Origin of the sequence: Symbiopectobacterium sp. RP (genome assembly GCF_050472005.1) — a bacterium.
Taxonomy (GTDB): domain Bacteria; phylum Pseudomonadota; class Gammaproteobacteria; order Enterobacterales; family Enterobacteriaceae; genus Symbiopectobacterium.
The window spans coordinates 470766-487407 of record NZ_JBGOGS010000002.1; the positions used below are offsets into that span (position 1 = coordinate 470766).

The 16642-nt window shown below is 53.1% G+C and carries 12 protein-coding genes and 3 pseudogenes; 11 read left to right on the forward strand and 4 right to left on the reverse strand.

Translation table 11 applies throughout. From position 1 onward, the window contains the following. Positions 1–88: 88 nt before the first annotated feature. On the forward strand, positions 89–2554 hold the full coding sequence (gene mrcB, locus ACD630_RS20655) for a bifunctional glycosyl transferase/transpeptidase (RefSeq protein ID WP_430360489.1): 2466 nt from the start codon (positions 89–91) through the stop codon (positions 2552–2554). 309 nt (positions 2555–2863) lie between these two features. Then, entirely contained in the window at positions 2864–3667 is an 804-nt protein-coding gene (locus tag ACD630_RS20660) for an ATP-binding cassette domain-containing protein (protein WP_430360490.1), read from the forward strand. On the opposite strand, the gene ACD630_RS20665 is transcribed toward ACD630_RS20660, so the two are convergent. Further along, positions 3651–3914 (reverse strand): hypothetical protein, encoded by a 264-nt coding sequence (locus ACD630_RS20665; protein WP_430361318.1) that lies wholly within the window; start codon positions 3912–3914, stop codon positions 3651–3653. The two genes, ACD630_RS20660 and ACD630_RS20665, sit on opposite strands and share 17 nt — an antisense overlap. Before the next feature lie 17 nt (positions 3915–3931). Here ACD630_RS20665 and ACD630_RS20670 point away from each other — a divergent pair. The 4 genes and pseudogenes from ACD630_RS20670 to ACD630_RS20685 all read left to right on the forward strand — a co-directional run. Beyond that, positions 3932–5227: pseudogene (locus ACD630_RS20670) on the forward strand (iron ABC transporter permease); the annotation flags it as partial. A 127-nt stretch (positions 5228–5354) separates the two neighbouring features. After that, entirely contained in the window at positions 5355–5582 is a 228-nt protein-coding gene (locus ACD630_RS20675; protein WP_430360491.1) for an IS630 transposase-related protein, read from the forward strand. Between the two features lie 36 nt (positions 5583–5618). Continuing rightward, positions 5619–6143, forward strand: a complete 525-nt coding sequence (locus tag ACD630_RS20680) for an IS630 transposase-related protein (protein ID WP_430360492.1) — start codon at positions 5619–5621, stop codon at positions 6141–6143. Then, on the forward strand, positions 6091–6243 hold the full coding sequence (locus tag ACD630_RS20685) for a hypothetical protein (RefSeq protein WP_430360493.1): 153 nt from the start codon (positions 6091–6093) through the stop codon (positions 6241–6243). The genes ACD630_RS20680 and ACD630_RS20685 overlap by 53 nt, the downstream gene beginning before the upstream one ends. A 148-nt stretch (positions 6244–6391) precedes the next feature. Here ACD630_RS20685 and hemL read toward each other — a convergent pair whose 3' ends face one another. After that, positions 6392–7672: a glutamate-1-semialdehyde 2,1-aminomutase gene (gene hemL, locus ACD630_RS20690; protein ID WP_430360494.1), complete on the reverse strand. Its 1281-nt coding sequence runs from the start codon at positions 7670–7672 to the stop codon at positions 6392–6394. Between the two features lie 221 nt (positions 7673–7893). Here hemL and ACD630_RS20695 point away from each other — a divergent pair, with 221 nt between their 5' ends. After that, positions 7894–8820: a hypothetical protein gene (locus tag ACD630_RS20695; RefSeq protein WP_430360495.1), complete on the forward strand. Its 927-nt coding sequence runs from the start codon at positions 7894–7896 to the stop codon at positions 8818–8820. A gap of 34 nt (positions 8821–8854) precedes the next feature. On the opposite strand, the pseudogene ACD630_RS20700 reads toward ACD630_RS20695, so the two are convergent. Further along, positions 8855–9989, reverse strand: a pseudogene (locus ACD630_RS20700) (IS481 family transposase). A gap of 292 nt (positions 9990–10281) precedes the next feature. Between ACD630_RS20700 and ACD630_RS20705 the strand changes: the two are divergent. Next, on the forward strand, positions 10282–10512 hold the full coding sequence (locus ACD630_RS20705) for a hypothetical protein (RefSeq protein ID WP_430360496.1): 231 nt from the start codon (positions 10282–10284) through the stop codon (positions 10510–10512). Positions 10513–10715: 203 nt separating this feature from the next. Here the strand turns inward: ACD630_RS20705 and ACD630_RS20710 are convergent. After that, positions 10716–12015: pseudogene (locus ACD630_RS20710) on the reverse strand (IS256 family transposase). A 482-nt stretch (positions 12016–12497) separates the two neighbouring features. On the opposite strand from ACD630_RS20710, the gene glpA reads away from it, so the two are divergent. Genes glpA through glpC form a run of 3 tightly spaced genes read left to right on the forward strand, consistent with a single transcriptional unit; the run spans position 12498 to position 16610 of the window. Next, positions 12498–14153, forward strand: coding sequence for an anaerobic glycerol-3-phosphate dehydrogenase subunit A (gene glpA, locus ACD630_RS20715; RefSeq protein ID WP_430361223.1), 1656 nt, complete (start codon positions 12498–12500; stop codon positions 14151–14153). Then, on the forward strand, positions 14143–15405 hold the full coding sequence (gene glpB, locus ACD630_RS20720) for a glycerol-3-phosphate dehydrogenase subunit GlpB (RefSeq protein WP_430360497.1): 1263 nt from the start codon (positions 14143–14145) through the stop codon (positions 15403–15405). The genes glpA and glpB overlap by 11 nt, the downstream gene beginning before the upstream one ends. After that, positions 15402–16610, forward strand: a complete 1209-nt coding sequence (gene glpC, locus ACD630_RS20725) for an anaerobic glycerol-3-phosphate dehydrogenase subunit GlpC (protein WP_430360498.1) — start codon at positions 15402–15404, stop codon at positions 16608–16610. The genes glpB and glpC overlap by 4 nt, the downstream gene beginning before the upstream one ends. Positions 16611–16642 lie beyond the last annotated feature (32 nt).

A 16642-nucleotide genomic window follows, 5' to 3' on the forward strand; every position in this document is an offset into this window, starting at 1 on the left:
GCGGAATAACAGAGTAAGTGACGACAGTCAGCGCCTACGTCTATAGTGGTGCTGTTATTGTCATTAACCTGACGGAGAAGTAACCGCAATGTCACAGGACGATCGTGAACCTATCGGACGCAAAGGAAGAGCGTCAGGACGAAAACCGCCGCGCGCTCAGGCGACCCGGCGTCGTAGTCGAAGGGATGACTATGAAGAAGAGGATGACGTCTATCAGGATGACATTGATGAAGAAGACGACGAGGACGAGATGAGCAAAAAACCGCGTAAAAAAAGACGCTGGCTTGGGTTGTTCATTAAGCTGTCGCTGGTCTTCGCCGTGGTGCTTGCGCTGTATGGCGTCTATCTTGACAGCCAGATTCGCAGCCGAATCGAAGGCAAAGTGTGGCAGCTGCCTGCGGCCGTTTATGGCCGCATGGTGAACCTCGAACCGGGCATGTCCTACAGCCAGAAAGAGATGATAAACCTGCTGGAAGGGATGCAATACCGTCAGGTATCGCGTATCACCCGGCCGGGCGAATTCAGCGTGCGTGGTAATACCATTGATATACTTCGTCGCCCGTTCGATTTCCCCGATGGTAAGGAAGGGCAGATCAATGCCCGACTGATCTTTACCAACGATCGTCTGGCTCAGATCCAAAACTTGGAGAACCAACGTAACTTTGGTTTCTTTCGTCTCGATCCGCGCCTGATCACCATGATGCAATCCCCTAACGGGGAGCAGCGGCTGTTCGTGCAGCGCTCCGGTTTCCCGGATTTACTGGTTGATACGCTGGTCGCGACTGAAGACCGCCATTTTTACCAGCATGACGGCATCAGCTTCCTGTCTATTGGCCGTGCTTTTCTGGCGAACATCACGGCTGGCCGCTCGGTGCAGGGCGGGAGTACCCTGACGCAGCAGCTGGTGAAAAACCTGTTTCTTACCAATGAACGCTCCTTGTGGCGTAAAGCGAACGAAGCCTACATGGCGTTGATCATGGATTACCGCTACAGCAAAGATCGCATTCTTGAGCTGTACCTGAACGAAGTGTATCTCGGCCAGAGCGGCAACGATCAGATTCGTGGTTTCCCGCTTGCCAGCCTTTATTACTTCGGTCGTCCTGTTAATGAACTGAGTCTCGATCAGCAGGCATTGTTGGTCGGTATGGTAAAAGGCGCTTCGCTGTATAACCCGTGGCGTAATCCGCAACTGACATTAGAACGCCGTAATCTGGTGCTGCGTTTGCTGCAAAACCAGCAGATTATTGATGAAGATCTCTACAACATGCTGAGCGCCCGCCCGTTAGGGGTGCAGCCGAAAGGAGGCGTGATCACACCGCAACCTGCCTTTATGCAACTGGTGCGTCAGGAGTTGCAGCAGCGACTGGGGGATAAGGTAAAAGATCTTTCCGGCGTGAAGATTTTCACCACGCTGGATCCGGTGTCGCAGGATGCGGCTGAAAAAGCGGTGGAAGAGGGGATTCCTGCGCTGCGTGCGGCACGCAACGTTAGCGATCTGGAATCTGCCATGGTGGTTGTCGATCGTTTTAGTGGTGAAATTCGCGCCATGGTGGGTGGGGCTCAAACCAAATACGCCGGTTTTAACCGTGCCATGCAGGCGCGTCGTCCTGTGGGTTCACTGGCAAAACCGCCGACCTACCTGACCGCATTGAGTCAGCCTGACACCTTCCGTCTCAATACCTGGTTGGCGGATGAACCACTCTTGCTCAAGCAGCCGAACGGGCAGGTGTGGCAGCCGAACAACTACGATCGCCAGTTCCGTGGACGCGTGATGTTGGTGGATGCATTAGCCAACTCGCTGAACGTGCCGACGGTCAATTTGGGGATGACGGTTGGGCTGGAGCAGATCAGCAATACGCTGCAACGTTTGGGTATCCAGAAAGAGGTGATCCAACCGGTGCCTGCCATGCTGCTGGGGGCCATCAGCCTGACACCGATGGAAGTGGCGCAGAAGTATCAAACCATCGCCAGCGGCGGTAATCGCGCGCCCTTGTCGGCGCTGCGTTCGGTGATCGCGGAAGACGGTAGCGTGCTGTATCAAAGCTTCCCGCAGGCTGAACGCGCGGTGCCGGCTCAGGCTGCGTACCTGACGCTGTATGGCATGCAGCAGGTGGTTGAGCGCGGAACTTCACGCTCATTGGCGGTGAAGTTCCCCAATTACCATCTGGCGGCGAAAACCGGGACCACCAACGATCTGCGCGACAGCTGGTTTGCCGGTGTTGATGGCAAAGAAGTGGCGATCACCTGGGTAGGGCGCGATAACAACGGTCCGGCAAAACTGACCGGTGCCAACGGTGCGTTAACGCTGTATCGCCGCTATCTGGAAAACCAGACGCCGCTGGCGCTGATGCTGACACCGCCGGAAGGCATCGCAACTATGACTGTCGATAGTGGCGGCCAGTTTATCTGTAATGGCAGCGCAGGCCGGGCATTGCCGGTGTGGACGGAAAACCCGCAAGCGCTGTGCCAGAGCGCACAACAGCAGCAACAAGTGCCCGCACAGCAAAACGACAGCGGTGTCGCTGATTGGATCAAAGAGATGTTTGGTCAGTAACCACGCCGTTTACGCTGATGAACAACGCCCCAACGCGATCTGTGCCGGGGCGTTGTGTTTTTTGGGATTAAAACTCTTGCGAGAGGGATCTTGTTACGCCTATCATTCCCGCTCTTGATAATAATCATTATCGTTCTCTTTTGCGTCGGTAGCACCACGCTAAAAAGCACTGCTATAGCCAAGCGACATTATTTTGATAACAATTAGCTGTATTTTTTTTCCACATATCAGGGCATTGGCTGTAATCATTTTTAAGTCGGTTGGCTATACCTGACAAACAGCGAACAGCAACAACGGGTTACGACGGTTATGCAAAATCCAGACACCTCTTCTCATGAATCGGTGCGGGCTGATAATGGGCCGGATACCACCCTTCGTCTCGACGATGTCAGCTTTGCTGTGCCTAGTCGCACCCTGCTGCATTCGCTTTCTCTGACATTTCCCATCGGTAAAGTGTGTGGATTGATTGGTCACAACGGTTCAGGTAAATCAACGTTGTTGAAGATGCAGGGGCGTCATCAAACGCCAAGTAGCGGCGTGATATCGGTCAAGGACACGCCGTTGCCCTGCTGGGACAGCAAATCCTTTGCCAGACAGGTTGCGTATCTGCCCCAACAACTCCCTGCCGCGGAAGGTATGACGGTGCGTGAGCTGGTTGCGCTCGGACGTTACCCGTGGCACGGGGCGCTTTGGCAGTACCGATCGCGAAAAGGTGGAAAACGCTATCGCCGTCGTGGGGCTGAAGCCGTTCGCTCACCGTTTGGTGGTGAGCGTCAACGCGCCTGGCTGGCAATGACGGTGGCGCAGGACAGCCGCTGTCTGCTGCTGGATGAGCCGACGTCAGCGTTAGACATTGCGCATCAGGTTGAGGTACTGGCCCTGATCCAACGCATGAGCAGTGAGCAGGGGGTGACGGTGATCGCTGTGCTGCACGATATCAATATGGCGGCACGCTACTGTGATTATCTGGTGGCATTGCGCGGTGGAGAAATGATTGCGCAGGGGACACCGGATGCCATCATGACGCCGCAGGTGCTTGAAGCGGTGTACGGCATTTCGATGGGGATCCTGCCGCATCCTGGCGGCGGTGCGCCAGTCAGCTTTGTGTGCTAAAGATGACTTTGTTATCCCATCGTATCAATGACGATCGCCGTCGCGTGCTGACGGCGTTGTTGCTTTCCCCCTGTGCTTCTCTGCCTAGGCAAAAACCGAGGCACCGCAAGACCTGCGGCGCATCGTGGCGCTCGAGTGGTTGCCTGCTGAACTGCTGCTGGCGCTGGGGGTTATAGCCAAGCGACATTATTTTGATAACAATTAGCTGTATTTTTTTTCCACATACTAGGGCATTGGCTGTAATCATTTTTAAGTCGTTTGGCTATAACGCTGTTGGGAGTGGACGATGGCGTGGCAAGTAATCTGGGCTTAGTCCTAGTGCTGGCGCGCTTAACCACGCTCGGTGTCGCGATTTTCCTCAACGCTCAGCTGGTGAACGTGGCGGGAATTATCGGCTTTGTTGGCCTGTTTGCCCCGTTGCTGGCCCGCATGCTGGGCGCTCGTCGCTTGTGGCAACGGCTCTGGCTGGCGCCATTGTAGGGGCGTTGCTGCTGGGATTGATCGATCAAACCGTGCTGTGGCTGCTGCCGCGCTTACGCCCCACGCACCAGCCTGCGTTGGCGAAAGCCGGAGAGATTAACGCCGTGGCCCCCCGCTGGGGCAGCTGGCAGGGATAATGCTGTTGCTGGGCGCTTTGGCAATAGCGCTGATGCTGGGTAAAGGTGCACAAGGCTGGCAATGGAGCTACGGTGAGGCGATGGCGGGCACACTGATCCAGAAACTGACGGCTAACCCGATGGGCAGCCCGGAAGTGTTATAGCCAACCGACTTAAAAATGATCACAACAGATGCCCTGATATGCGGCAAAAAAGCATAGCTGGCTGTTATCAAAATAATGTCGATTGGCTATAGGTATCAGCGCGGATGCCGCGACCGGGGTTATTCTGTTGCTGTTCCTGATACCGGGAGACGCCAGCGCATGGCAGCTGCTAGCGGGCAGCGCGGGTGCGGCGTTGAAACTGCTGGTGATGATCACCATTGCCAGTCGCGGTGGGTTTTCCACCCAGCGCATGCTATTGGCGGGGATTGCTCTGAGCACCGCATTTTCCACCGTGCTTACGCTGCTGCTTGCGAGTGGTGATCCACGTATGAGCGGTGTAATCACCTGGATTTCTGGATCGACATACGCCGTTGAATCTGAACAGGCGATCAACACTGCGGGTGTGGCACTGGTGTTGGCGCTAATGGTGCCCTTGTGCCAACGTTGGCTGCGCATTTTGCCGTTGGGCAGCGTGACCGCCCAGTCATTAGGCGTCGCTATCACGCCTGTGCGCTTGCTGATTTTGCTGTTGGCATCAGTGTTGACCGCTATGGCAACCCTGACGGTGGGACCGCTTAGCTTTGTCGGGCTGATGGCTCCCCATCTGGCGCGCATGATGGGGTTCTCCCGCGTGATCCCTCAACTTTGCTGTTCCGCACTGAATTGGCGGCATATTGATGCTGTTGGCCGATTGGGCGGGCCGCATGATCCTGTTTCCTAATCAGGTGCCTGCTGATCTGCTGGCGACCTTTATCGGTGCGCCTTACTTTATTTATCTGCTGCGTAAGCAAGCCCATTAACGACCTGTTGGCAGTGAAAACCTTGCCAACAGGTAAATCCTATTTATACATTAAATGCAAACCATTATCACCATGATTCTCATTACCTAATATAGTTAAACGACTTAATTTTGATTACATTATTTAAATGAGCTATTCAATTGATTTTAGACGTAAAGTGATATCTACACGGGAAGAAGAAGGGTTGAGTATCCGAGAAACAGCGAAGCAATTTCGGATTGGCCCTGCCTCTGTATCGCGTTGGATTAATCAAATAGCGGCTTTGTTGAATAATAGTGAGTCATGCTGTTCTGGCATGCTTGTTTTGGGCAAAAATGCTGGTCACACCGGGAGCACCACCAAGATCTTGGTGTAACATACTGATTTTACGTTAATGGAATCCGCAGCCTTTATGGCTGTGCAGTATAATATCTATTTATTCAACAAAGCGTCAAAAGCATCGACCACGCGTCAGCGAAAGAGCGATAAATCCGAGTTGATAAAAGATGTTGAACCATATCCAGATGCTTACCAAAAAGAACGTGCAGAGCGTTTTGGCGTTTGTCAGAAGGCCATTTGGCAAGCTCTTAAAAAGCTGGGATTGACCTATAAAAAAACTCTACGTCATCCGAAAGCCGACGAAAGCGCCCGGCAAGCATTTCAACAAAAAATACAACAGTATGAAAAAGAAGGTAAACCTGTTGTTTTTATTGATGAAAGTGGTTTTCCACACGATACCCCACGGACTCACGGCTATTCCCCAAAAGGTCAACGGTGTTTTGGTCTGAAGAACGGGGGAGCCAAGGGAAGAACAAATGTTATCGGCGCTTTATTAGGCACAACGCTGTTTGCTATCGGATTATTTGATATCAATATTAACAGCGATGTTTTCTATTCCTGGGTCACACAAGTCCTTATCTGTATTAGTCGCGACTAATACACTTAACCCAATTGAGCATAAATGGGCACAAAAAAAAAGCAAAAAAAGAGAGAGTGGTTGTGATACAGAGATTTTGTTCTCAGTCCATATGGTGTAATCAAAATTAAGTCGCCTGGCTATATTACAGCGCGCTTAGTGACAGCTATGCCTATGGCGCGCCGCGCAGCGTGTCCATGAGTGTGAATTACAACTTCTGATGCGCAAACGCCCCGATCGCACGATTGGGGCGTTTCTCTTGGCGTCGATTACAATTGGGCAAAACAGCGGCGTGCTGCCGCGATGGTGTGCTCAATATCCTGCTGGCTGTGCGCCAGTGACATAAAGCCCGCTTCAAACGCTGATGGAGCCAGATAAACGCCTTCGGCCAGCATCAGGTGGAAGAAACGCTTAAAGCGCTCCACGTCGCACTGCGTTACATCCTGATAGCAGGTTACGCTCGGTGCATCGGTGAAAAACAGACCGAACATGCCGCCCACGTGATTCACCACCAAAGGAATATGCTGCGCTTTGGCCGCTGCTTCCAGCCCCTGTGCCAACTGTGTGGTCAATGCGGTGAGGGTGTCGTGCACCCCGGGTTTAGCCACTTCGCTCAGGCAGGCAAAACCCGCTGCCATGGCAATCGGGTTACCGGACAGCGTCCCCGCCTGATACACCGGGCCAGTTGGGGCCAGCGCTTGCATCACATCACGTCGTCCACCAAAAGCGCCTACTGGCATACCGCCACCAATGATTTTACCCAGACAGGTCAGGTCGGGCACTACGCCGTAGTGCGCCTGTGCGCCGCCTAGTGCTACGCGAAAGCCTGTCATCACTTCATCGATGATCAGCAGCGCGCCGAATTCATCGCACAGTGCACGTAAGCCCGGCAGAAACTCAGGCAGTGGCGGAATACAGTTCATGTTGCCAGCCACTGGCTCAACGATAATCGCTGCAATGTCATCAGGGTATTGCTCGAAAGCCTGACGGACTGAATCCACATCATTATAGATGCAGGTCAGGGTATGACGGGCGAAATCAGCGGGTACGCCAGGGGAATTAGTCTGGCCCAGTGTCAATGCGCCCGAGCCCGCTTTGACCAGTAGGCAGTCCGCGTGGCCGTGATAGCAGCCCTCAAACTTGATGATTTTGTCACGGCCCGTGAAGCCGCGCGCCAGACGAATGGCGCTCATGGTCGCTTCGGTACCGGAATTCACCATGCGCACCATATCCATCGACGGCACCAGCGAGGTCACCAAGCGCGCCATGTGCACTTCCATTTCAGTTGGTGCACCAAAACTTAATCCGCGCTCTGCGGCGACGATCACCGCCTGACGAATGGCGGGATGGTTATGCCCGAGCACCATGGGGCCCCAGGAACCGACATAATCGATATGAGCGTTACCGTCCGCATCGTAGAGATGTGATCCTTCCGCCCGCTCGATAAACAACGGCACGCCGCCGACGCCGTTGAACGCGCGCACCGGCGAGTTGACGCCGCCGGGAATAAGCTGCTGTGCCGCAGCGTAGAGACTTTCTGATTTATTCATGGAAAGAGTCCTGAAAAGAGAGCGGAGTTTTGCCTATTGTAAACAACGCTGTCGCGTTATCAAATTTGCGTCATTGATGTCAGAGGGCATAGGTATCTACACATCTTTTGCAATATAGCCAAACGACTTAAAAATAATTACAGTAAATACCCTGATATGTGGCAAAAAAATACAGCTAATTGTTATCAAAATAATGTCGCTTGGCTATATCTGCTATTACGTTGCTGCATGATCTCAACTTATCCATCGGCGGGATTGATGCCCGCCTTAACCGGCGTTATCAGCGTCTGGTTAAGCAACACATGACTCCCCCAGCACCACTGGCGTCAGCCGTTAAAGACCTTGCCTGCGCGCAGAAAACAACATTCGCCACTACTCAGGCCGGTTGGCGTTTTTTTAATAATGAACGTATTAGCTTCAGTCAGCTCAATGAACCGATTATTTCGCTGGCTCTCCGGCAGGTTGCACTTAGCCCGCATCCATACGCTCTCGTCGTTCACGACTGGTCTCATTTACAGTTTCGTACCCACAATGGGAAAGAAGAACGTTTGAAAATGACGCATGGTGGCGACGTCGGTTATGAACTACAAACCCGCCTACTGGTTGATGCTGCAAATGGTTTACCAATAGCGCCCCTGTCTCAAACTCTAACCGATAGGGCGGGTTGTCGTTCAACGCTAACCGAGGGCTTGTCTGAGAGTCTGACTCATATGGATGCTTTGAGGGCTGATATCGCCCACGTTGAGTCTCTTGATACCGGGAAGAAGTTAGTTCATCTCATTGACCGTGAAGGTGACTTTATCGGGCATATGCGCACATTAAGCTCCCAGGGAATATGTTGGCTTATCCGGGGAAAGGAAGGGCATCGGGCCGAGTGGGGCGGTGACACCCGTAAAATTGGTGAAATTGCAGACGATCTGCCATTTATCGCAAACGGACAGGTTGGCTGGAAAGGGAAAAAAGCCAATATGGAGATCGGGGAAACATCCGTGATCATAACGCGAACAGCAAAACCGAAGCGGAAAGACAAGAGCACCGGACGGCGAGTGAAAGTTCAGCCAGGCGTAGCTCTGACACTCAGATTAGTTGTGGTTCGCCTTACCGATACTCACGGTAAATTTATCTGTACTAGCTCAGACCTGATCTGACAGTTACCGATTATTTATACAGGTGTCTGTCAGATTACATCTGGTTCAGATTCTTTTCTGCCCAGATCCGTTTTCCATCGAGTAAAGTGGCCATCGGCGTACGCCCGCAGCACATTTTTCCCTGATGAGTTCTCTCATTATTGTAATGCCACAACCAGTTGTCCAGATCTACCTGCAGGCTTTCCAGGTCTCCATATAACTTCTTGCCGAACGTAACCTGATAAAAATCCTGCAAAATGGTTTTATGGAAGCGCTCGCAGATGCCGTTCGTCTGCGGAGACGTCGCCTTCGTTTTCGTATGCTCGATATCGTTGATAGCCAGATAAAGCTGATAATCATGCTGCTCCACTTTACCACAGTACTCCGTACCCCTGTCGGTCAGTATTCTCAGCACCGGCAGTCCCTGAGCCTCGTAGAACGGGAGTACGCTATCATTGAGCAGGTCGGCGGCGGTGAGCGGTGTTTTATTCGTATACAGCTTGCAGTGCGCCACTTTCGAGTACGTATCCACGAACGTCTGCTGGTAGATACGGCCCACCCCCTTCAGATTGCCCACGTAGAAGGTGTCCTGCGAGCCCAGATACCCGGGATGTGCTGTCTCGATTTCACCGCAGGCCTCATCATCGTGCGCCTTCTTCTCCAGGGCTGCGATTTGAGCGTCGGTAAGGACAATGCCTTCTCTGGCGACCTTTTCCTCAAGCGCCTTCAGGCGTTTACGGAAGTTCTCCAGGTCGTGTCGTTGCCAGATGGAGTGCACGCCGCTGCCGGAGATAAATACGCCTTTTTTACGCAGCTCATTACTGGTCCGGTGCTGCCCATGGGGCGGGAACTCAATAGCATAATCAACAACCGCGCGTTTAGTGGCTTCGTCGGCGCGGTTCTTCAGGTTCGGAACCCGGCGGTTCTGGTTAAGCAGCGCATCAATGCCGCCTTCAGCAGCCAGTTCCTGATAACGGTAAAATGTATCGCGTGACACGCCCATGATCTTGCAGGCTTTTGATACGTTATAGCCAAGCGACATTATTTTGATAACAATTAGCTGTATTTTTTTGCCACATATCAGGGCATTGGCTGTAATCATTTTTAAGTCGGTTGGCTATACTGAGTTCTTCGGCGAGATTGAGCAGGCCGGCTTTGTGTTTGATAATGGGATTGTTAGTATGAAGCATGAGAGTTACCTCGCGTTTTGTTTAAGGATTAGACACCCATATCAAAACCGGTAACTCTCAACCTTTCAAGGTCCAGTGTCAGATCTAGTCGCGACTAATACAATTTATCGGACGCTGGACGCTGCTCACAAACGTTAGCAACGAGATCACCAGCGCGGAAGTCGCTCGCTGGTATTACTGGCGCTGGGGTATTGAATCCTTTTTTAAGCTGCTGAAAGGTGCCGGTCATGATGTAGAAAAATGGCTTGAGCGCAGTGCTGGTGCCCTGCTACGCAGGTTATTGATAGCTAGCATGGCATGTGTGCTGGTATGGCGGCTGCAACGCGCTGAAGGAGACGACAATGCGGCAGCCCGTCAGTTAATTTGCCGATTATCCGGACAACAACAAAAACGAGGGCGTAAAGAAAGCGCCCCAGCGCTGCTTGCCGGACTATCCATCCTGCTAAATACCTTGACGTTATTAGCAGACTATACCCCGGAAGAACTTGCCCACTTAGCTATGGTGGTTTTTAACCCTTTATGATGTGTAGATACCTATGGTCAGAGGGAGAGGGAGGCGTTATGTGATGGATGGGTGTATATAGCCAAGCGACTTAATTTTGATTACACCATATGGACTGAGAACAAAATCTCTGTATCGCAACCACTCTCTCTTTTTTTGCTTTTTGCTTGTGCCCATTTATGCTCAATTGGAGCCTGTTTAAGATTTTGTGTAAATGCCTTTCCTCAGAAGTGACCGTCAAGGCGGTCACCGAACTCGATAATAAAGCGACTCATTGCCATACGCCAGTCCTGTAAGGGCATCGTCCATTTCTGTGATGCCGCCTGGATTGCCAGCCATACGACCTTCTTCACCGAGTCATCAGTCGGGAACACCTTGCGTTTCTTGATTGCATGCCGGAGCACGCTGTTCAGTGATTCTATAGCGTTCGTCGTGTAGATTACCTTGCGAAGTTCCTGCGGGTACGAGAAGAATGTCGACAGGTTGGCCCAGTTTGACTGCCAGCTCCGGCTTATCTGCGGATAGCGGTGATCTCATGTCCCACCGAACGCCTCCAGCACCTGAAGCGTGGCCTCTTCGGTTGGAGCCTGATACACTTATGAGGTCGCGTGTTACTGCCTTATAATCCTTCCAGGCAACGAAGCGCAGACTGTTGCGCACCATGTGCACGATGCACAACTGGATGCGGGCTTCCGGGTAGACCGTGTTGATGGCATCCGGGAACCCTTTCAGGCCGTCCACACAGCCAATGAGGATGTCGGTCAGGGCACGGTTTTTCAGTTCTGTCAGCACGTTCATCCAGAACTTTGCGCCTTCATTTTCGGCCAGCCACATCCCCAGTAGCTCTTTCTGGCCTTCGATATTGATACCCAGCGCCAGGAACACAGACTTATTGATAACGCGGCTGTCCTGCCGGACTTTCAGAACGATACAGTCAAGGTAAACAATGGGATAAACCGCATCCAGGGGGCGATTTTGCCATTCAACAACCTGCTCCATAACGGCATCGGTGACCTTCGATACCAGGGCGGATGAGACATCCGCGTCATACAGTTCTTTGAACGCAGCGGCAATTTCGCGGGTGGTCATCCCTTTGGCATACAACGATAAAATCTGGTTATCCATCCCGGAGAGCCGGGTCTGGTTCTTCTTCACCAGCTGCGGTTCAAAGGAACCATCACGATCACGTGGTGTACGCAGTTCCAGTGGACCATCGCCGGTGGTAACAGTCTTTGTGGAGTATAGCCAAGCGACATTATTTTGATAACAATTAGCTGTATTTTTTGCCACATATTAGGGTATTGGCTGTAATCATTTTTAAGTCGGTTGGCTATAGCTATTGCGCGTGTTAGTTCCAGATTTGGACTGGTGCTTCTCATGCCCGAGGTGATGGGTCATTTCAGCATTAAGGGCAGCTTCAAAGCTAATCTTTTTCAGCAGGCGATCAAACGGGTTGAGAGCGTCAGGGGTTTTGAGATTTTTGGCCAGCTCGTTAGCCAGAGCCTGTAACTGTTTTTCGTCCATAAAGTAACCTGCTTTTGATGTTGGATTGAACATATAGCCAACCGACTTAAAAATGATTACAGCCAATACCCTAATATGTGGCAAAAAATACAGCTAATTGTTATCAAAATAATGTCGCTTGGCTATATCAAAATCAGGCAATTACACAATCTCGTGTACAGGCTCCAGCATAACGTTCTCCAATTCGCTTAAAAGCGATAATTATTTTGTGCTAAATCGCGCGTATGGTAGCGAAATGGCGCAGGGGTTCAATGTGAGCCACCGCTAAAATGTTACATTTTTATGACGGTCGTTCAATTATTGTGCTTTACTTAACAAAATGCCCCCCGATAGACCTCATTTTGGTGTGACTTTTATCACGAAACGGTTACATATCCGGTTCGTTATTTTCGCTTTTTGCTCGAATTTGCTCTTTATCAATCATTTCTTTTCTTTTCTGTGTCTGAATACCCTTAATGAAGATCCGGAAAGGTGACACCATCATGGAAAACAGCACAGCCTACCGCGAAACCGACGTTATCGTGATTGGCGGCGGCGCGACTGGCGCGGGAACCTTGCGTGACCTAGCACTCAGGGGACTGCGTTGCTTGCTACTGGAGCGCTTCGACATCGTGACAGGCGCGACCGGGCGTAACCACGGGTTGCTGCACAGCGGTTCGCGCTATGCGGTAACTGACAGTGAATCCGCGCGCGAATGTATTGAAGAAAACCAGATTTTACGCCGCATCGCTCGGCATTGCGTGGAGCCAACCGATGGCCTGTTCCTGACACTGCCTGAAGACGATCTGGCTTATCAATCCCAGTTTATCGCGGCCTGTCAGCAGGCGGGTATCAATGCGCAGGCGATTGATCCGCAGGAAGCGCTGCGCCTCGAGCCTGCCGCTAACCCGCAGTTGATTGGCGCGGTGCGGGTGCCGGATGGCACCGTTGATCCGTTCCGACTCACCACCGCCAATATGATGGATGCCTGCGAACACGGGGCGGAAGTATTGACCTACCACGAAGTACTGGAACTGATACGTCAGGGCGATCGTGTCACCGGCATGCGCGTTTTCGACCATAAACAACAACGTACTCTCGATCTCTATGCGCAGGTGGTGATTAACGCCGCTGGCATCTGGGGACAGCGCATTGCCGAATATGCAGATTTGCGCGTGCGTATGTTCCCTGCCAAAGGCGCATTGCTGATTCTCGACCACCGTATCAACAATATGGTGATCAACCGCTGCCGTAAGCCTGCCGATGCCGACATTTTGGTGCCGGGTGACACCATTTCTCTGATCGGTACCACCTCAACCCGCGTGGACTATGACCAGATAGACAACATGTCCGTCACGCCGCAAGAGGTAGAGATCCTAATGCGTGAAGGGGCGAAGCTGGCGCCGATGATGGCCCAAACGCGCATTTTGCGCGCCTACGCGGGCGTGCGTCCGCTGGTGGCAAGCGACAATGATCCGAGCGGGCGCAGCGTAAGTCGCGGCATCGTGCTGCTTGACCATGCCGGTCGCGACGGGTTGGAAGGGTTTGTCACCATTACTGGCGGCAAATTAATGACGTACCGCCTGATGGCGGAGTGGGTCACCGACAAGGTGTGTGAAAAGCTGAGGCACAGTGCGCGCTGCACCACAGCGGAACGACCACTTCCGGGCTCCTCCAGCGCGTCTACGCAACAACCTGCTGCCGCAACGTCTGGCACGCGCGTATTTTCTGCACCGCTGCGCGGGTCCGCGATTTACCGCCACGGCGATCGCGCCACGCGCGTGCTGTCTGGCGAGTATGCCGACAGCAGTCTGGTGTGCGAATGCGAAGCGGTGACGGCGGGGGAAGTTCGCTATGCCGTGGAAGCACTCAAGGTTAACAACCTGATTGATCTGCGGCGGCGTACCCGTGTCGGGATGGGAACCTGCCAAGGCGAGCTCTGTGCGTGCCGTGCCGCCGGATTACTGTGCAAGCTTGGGCAATCGACACCGCCACAAGCGTTGGCGCAGTTAAGTCAGTTTTTAAATGAGCGCTGGAAAGGCGTTCGCCCCATCGCATGGGGTAACGCGTTGCGTGAAAGCGAATTCACCAGTTGGGTGTATCAGGGCTTGTGTGGGCTGAGTATTGAGGATCAGCAGGAGGAACAACATGCGGTATGACGTCGTCATTATCGGTGGCGGGTTAGCCGGGCTCACCTGCGGTATTCGTTTGACGGAGCAAGGAAAACACTGCGCCATTGTCAGCTCAGGACAAAGCGCCTTGCATTTCTCTTCGGGATCGCTGGATCTGCTGTCCTTTCTGCCAGATGGTGAGCCGGTTCACCATCCCCTTGAGGCGCTGTCAGCGCTGGCAAGTCAGGCTCCCGAGCATCCCTATTCGCTGATGGGTGAGGCCGCTGTACGCCGTTGGGTGCCAGAAGCCGAAGCCTTATTGGCGCGCTGTGGCGCGACCATGACGGGCAGCCATCAACAAAACCACCTGCGTTTGACGCCGCTCGGAAAATATCGCCCGTGCTGGCTGAGTCCACCGGAAATTGTCACGCGGGAACAGGGCAAACCGCTGGCATGGCGCGCTCCGCTGATTGTGGGCATTGAAGGCTTTCTGGATTTCCAGGCCTCTATCGTGGCTGATGCGCTGCAAGCTCAGGGCATTGCGGCAAAGAGTGCCGATTTACATCTACCCGCGTTGGATCGTCTGCGCGGTAACCCCAGCGAGTTCCGTGCGGTAAATATCGCTCGCGTGCTGGATCTGCCGGAAAACGCCAGCGCATTGCTGGCGGAATTGACGCGGCTGAGCGCTCATCACGATGTCGTCATTTTACCGGCTTGCCTGGGACTGGATACGCCGGATGCCGTGGCTATGCTGCAAAGTGCCTTGGGCAAACCTGTCAGTCTATTGCCGACACTTCCGCCGTCGTTACCAGGGGTTCGCTTGCATCAGGCGATGGTGCGCCGTTTCCGCCAATTGGGCGGCATGGTGATGCCGGGCGATAAAGTCGAGCGTGCCGTCTTGGGAGCAACAGAAAAGGCGCTTTATACCCGTAATCATGTCGATATCCCGTTGCGGGCTCAGCAGGTGGTGCTTGCCAGCGGTAGCTTCTTTAACAACGGGCTGGTGGCAGAGTATGATCGCGTTGTGGAGCCGGTGTTTGGTTTTGATGTGCACTATGCCGCGCTGCGTAGCGACTGGAGCCGGGAACAGGTACTGGCACCTCAGCCGTATCGCCTGTTCGGTGTGAAAACCGACGAGAAGCTGCGCCCGCGTATCAAGGGCGTCACGGTGCCCGGCGTCTATGCGATTGGCGCAGTATTGGCAGGGTTTGATCCTCTGGCGCAGGGCTGTGGCGCGGGGGTATCTTTATTGAGCACGTTGTCGGTTGCCGATACGTTGCTGCAAGGGGAGGTTGCATGAGCCTGCTCAATGACACCAGTTTTGATAATTGTATCAAGTGTACGGTGTGTACCACTTACTGCCCGGTTTCCCGAGTGAATCCTCTTTATCCGGGGCCGAAACAGGCCGGACCGGACGGTGAACGCCTGCGTCTGAAAGATCCGGCGCTGTATGACGAGGCGCTGAAATATTGCACCAACTGCAAATGCTGCGAAGTGGCCTGCCCGTCGGATGTCAAAATTGGCGATATCATTCAGCGCGCCAAAGCACGCTATAACCCGCATCGTCCTTCACTGCGTGACACCATACTCAGTCATACCGACCTGATGGGAACGGTATCCACGCCGTTTGCGCCATTAGTGAACACAGCGACCGGGCTGAAACCAGTGCGCCAGTTGCTGGATAAAGCACTGAAAATTGACCATCGACGTCAGTTGCCTAAATACTCGTTCGGCACTTTCCGACGCTGGTATCGTCAACAAGCCGAAGCGCAAAAACAGTTTAGCGAGCAAATCGCGTACTTCCACGGCTGCTACGTTAATTACAACCATCCGCAGTTGGGCAAAGACCTGATCCGCATCTTCAATGCGATGGGGATTGGCGTGCAACTGCTGGAAAAAGAGAAGTGCTGCGGTGTACCGCTGATTGCTAACGGTTTTCATACCAAGGCCAGAAAGCAGGCGCAACAAAACGTGGGCTATCTGGAAGGCGCGGTTCAGGGTAAAAATCTTACTATGGTAGCGACGTCATCAAGCTGTACGGCAACGCTGCGTGACGAATACCCGCATTTGCTGGGGGTCAATAACCACGCGGTACGCGATAGCATTACGCTGGTGACACGTGAGCTGTATCGCCTGTTAGAACAAGGCAAAACGCTGCCGCTGAATCCGCTGCCGCTGCGCGTGGCTTATCACACGCCGTGCCATATGGAGAAAATGGGGTGGGCGTCCTACGCACTGGATTTATTGCGCCGTATTCCCGGGCTGGAACTGATGGTGCTGGAATCCCAGTGCTGCGGTATCGCCGGAACTTACGGTTTTAAAAAGGAAAATTACACTACCTCGCAGGGCATTGGCGCGCCGCTGTTCCGCCAAATAGAGGAGAGTGGAGTGGATATGGTGATCACGGACTGTGAAACCTGCAAATGGCAGGTAGAGATGTCGACCAGTAAACCTTGTGAGCATCCGATCACGTTATTAGCACGCGCACTGGCGACGGAAAAATAATCCCTTACAGACGCGAATGATACAGCTAAGCG

Bases quoted from the DNA above. Each gene is read 5' to 3' on its own strand.
- mrcB (WP_430360489.1), top strand. From the start codon at position 89: ATGTCACAGGACGATCGTGAACCTATCGGACGCAAAGGAAGAGCGTCA.
- ACD630_RS20660 (WP_430360490.1), top strand. From the start codon at position 2,864: ATGCAAAATCCAGACACCTCTTCTCATGAATCGGTGCGGGCTGATAAT.
- ACD630_RS20665 (WP_430361318.1), bottom strand. From the start codon at position 3,914: ATGATTACAGCCAATGCCCTAGTATGTGGAAAAAAAATACAGCTAATT.
- ACD630_RS20675 (WP_430360491.1), top strand. From the start codon at position 5,355: ATGAGCTATTCAATTGATTTTAGACGTAAAGTGATATCTACACGGGAA.
- ACD630_RS20680 (WP_430360492.1), top strand. From the start codon at position 5,619: ATGGCTGTGCAGTATAATATCTATTTATTCAACAAAGCGTCAAAAGCA.
- ACD630_RS20685 (WP_430360493.1), top strand. From the start codon at position 6,091: ATGTTTTCTATTCCTGGGTCACACAAGTCCTTATCTGTATTAGTCGCG.
- hemL (WP_430360494.1), bottom strand. From the start codon at position 7,672: ATGAATAAATCAGAAAGTCTCTACGCTGCGGCACAGCAGCTTATTCCC.
- ACD630_RS20705 (WP_430360496.1), top strand. From the start codon at position 10,282: ATGGCATGTGTGCTGGTATGGCGGCTGCAACGCGCTGAAGGAGACGAC.
- glpA (WP_430361223.1), top strand. From the start codon at position 12,498: ATGGAAAACAGCACAGCCTACCGCGAAACCGACGTTATCGTGATTGGC.
- glpB (WP_430360497.1), top strand. From the start codon at position 14,143: ATGCGGTATGACGTCGTCATTATCGGTGGCGGGTTAGCCGGGCTCACC.
- glpC (WP_430360498.1), top strand. From the start codon at position 15,402: ATGAGCCTGCTCAATGACACCAGTTTTGATAATTGTATCAAGTGTACG.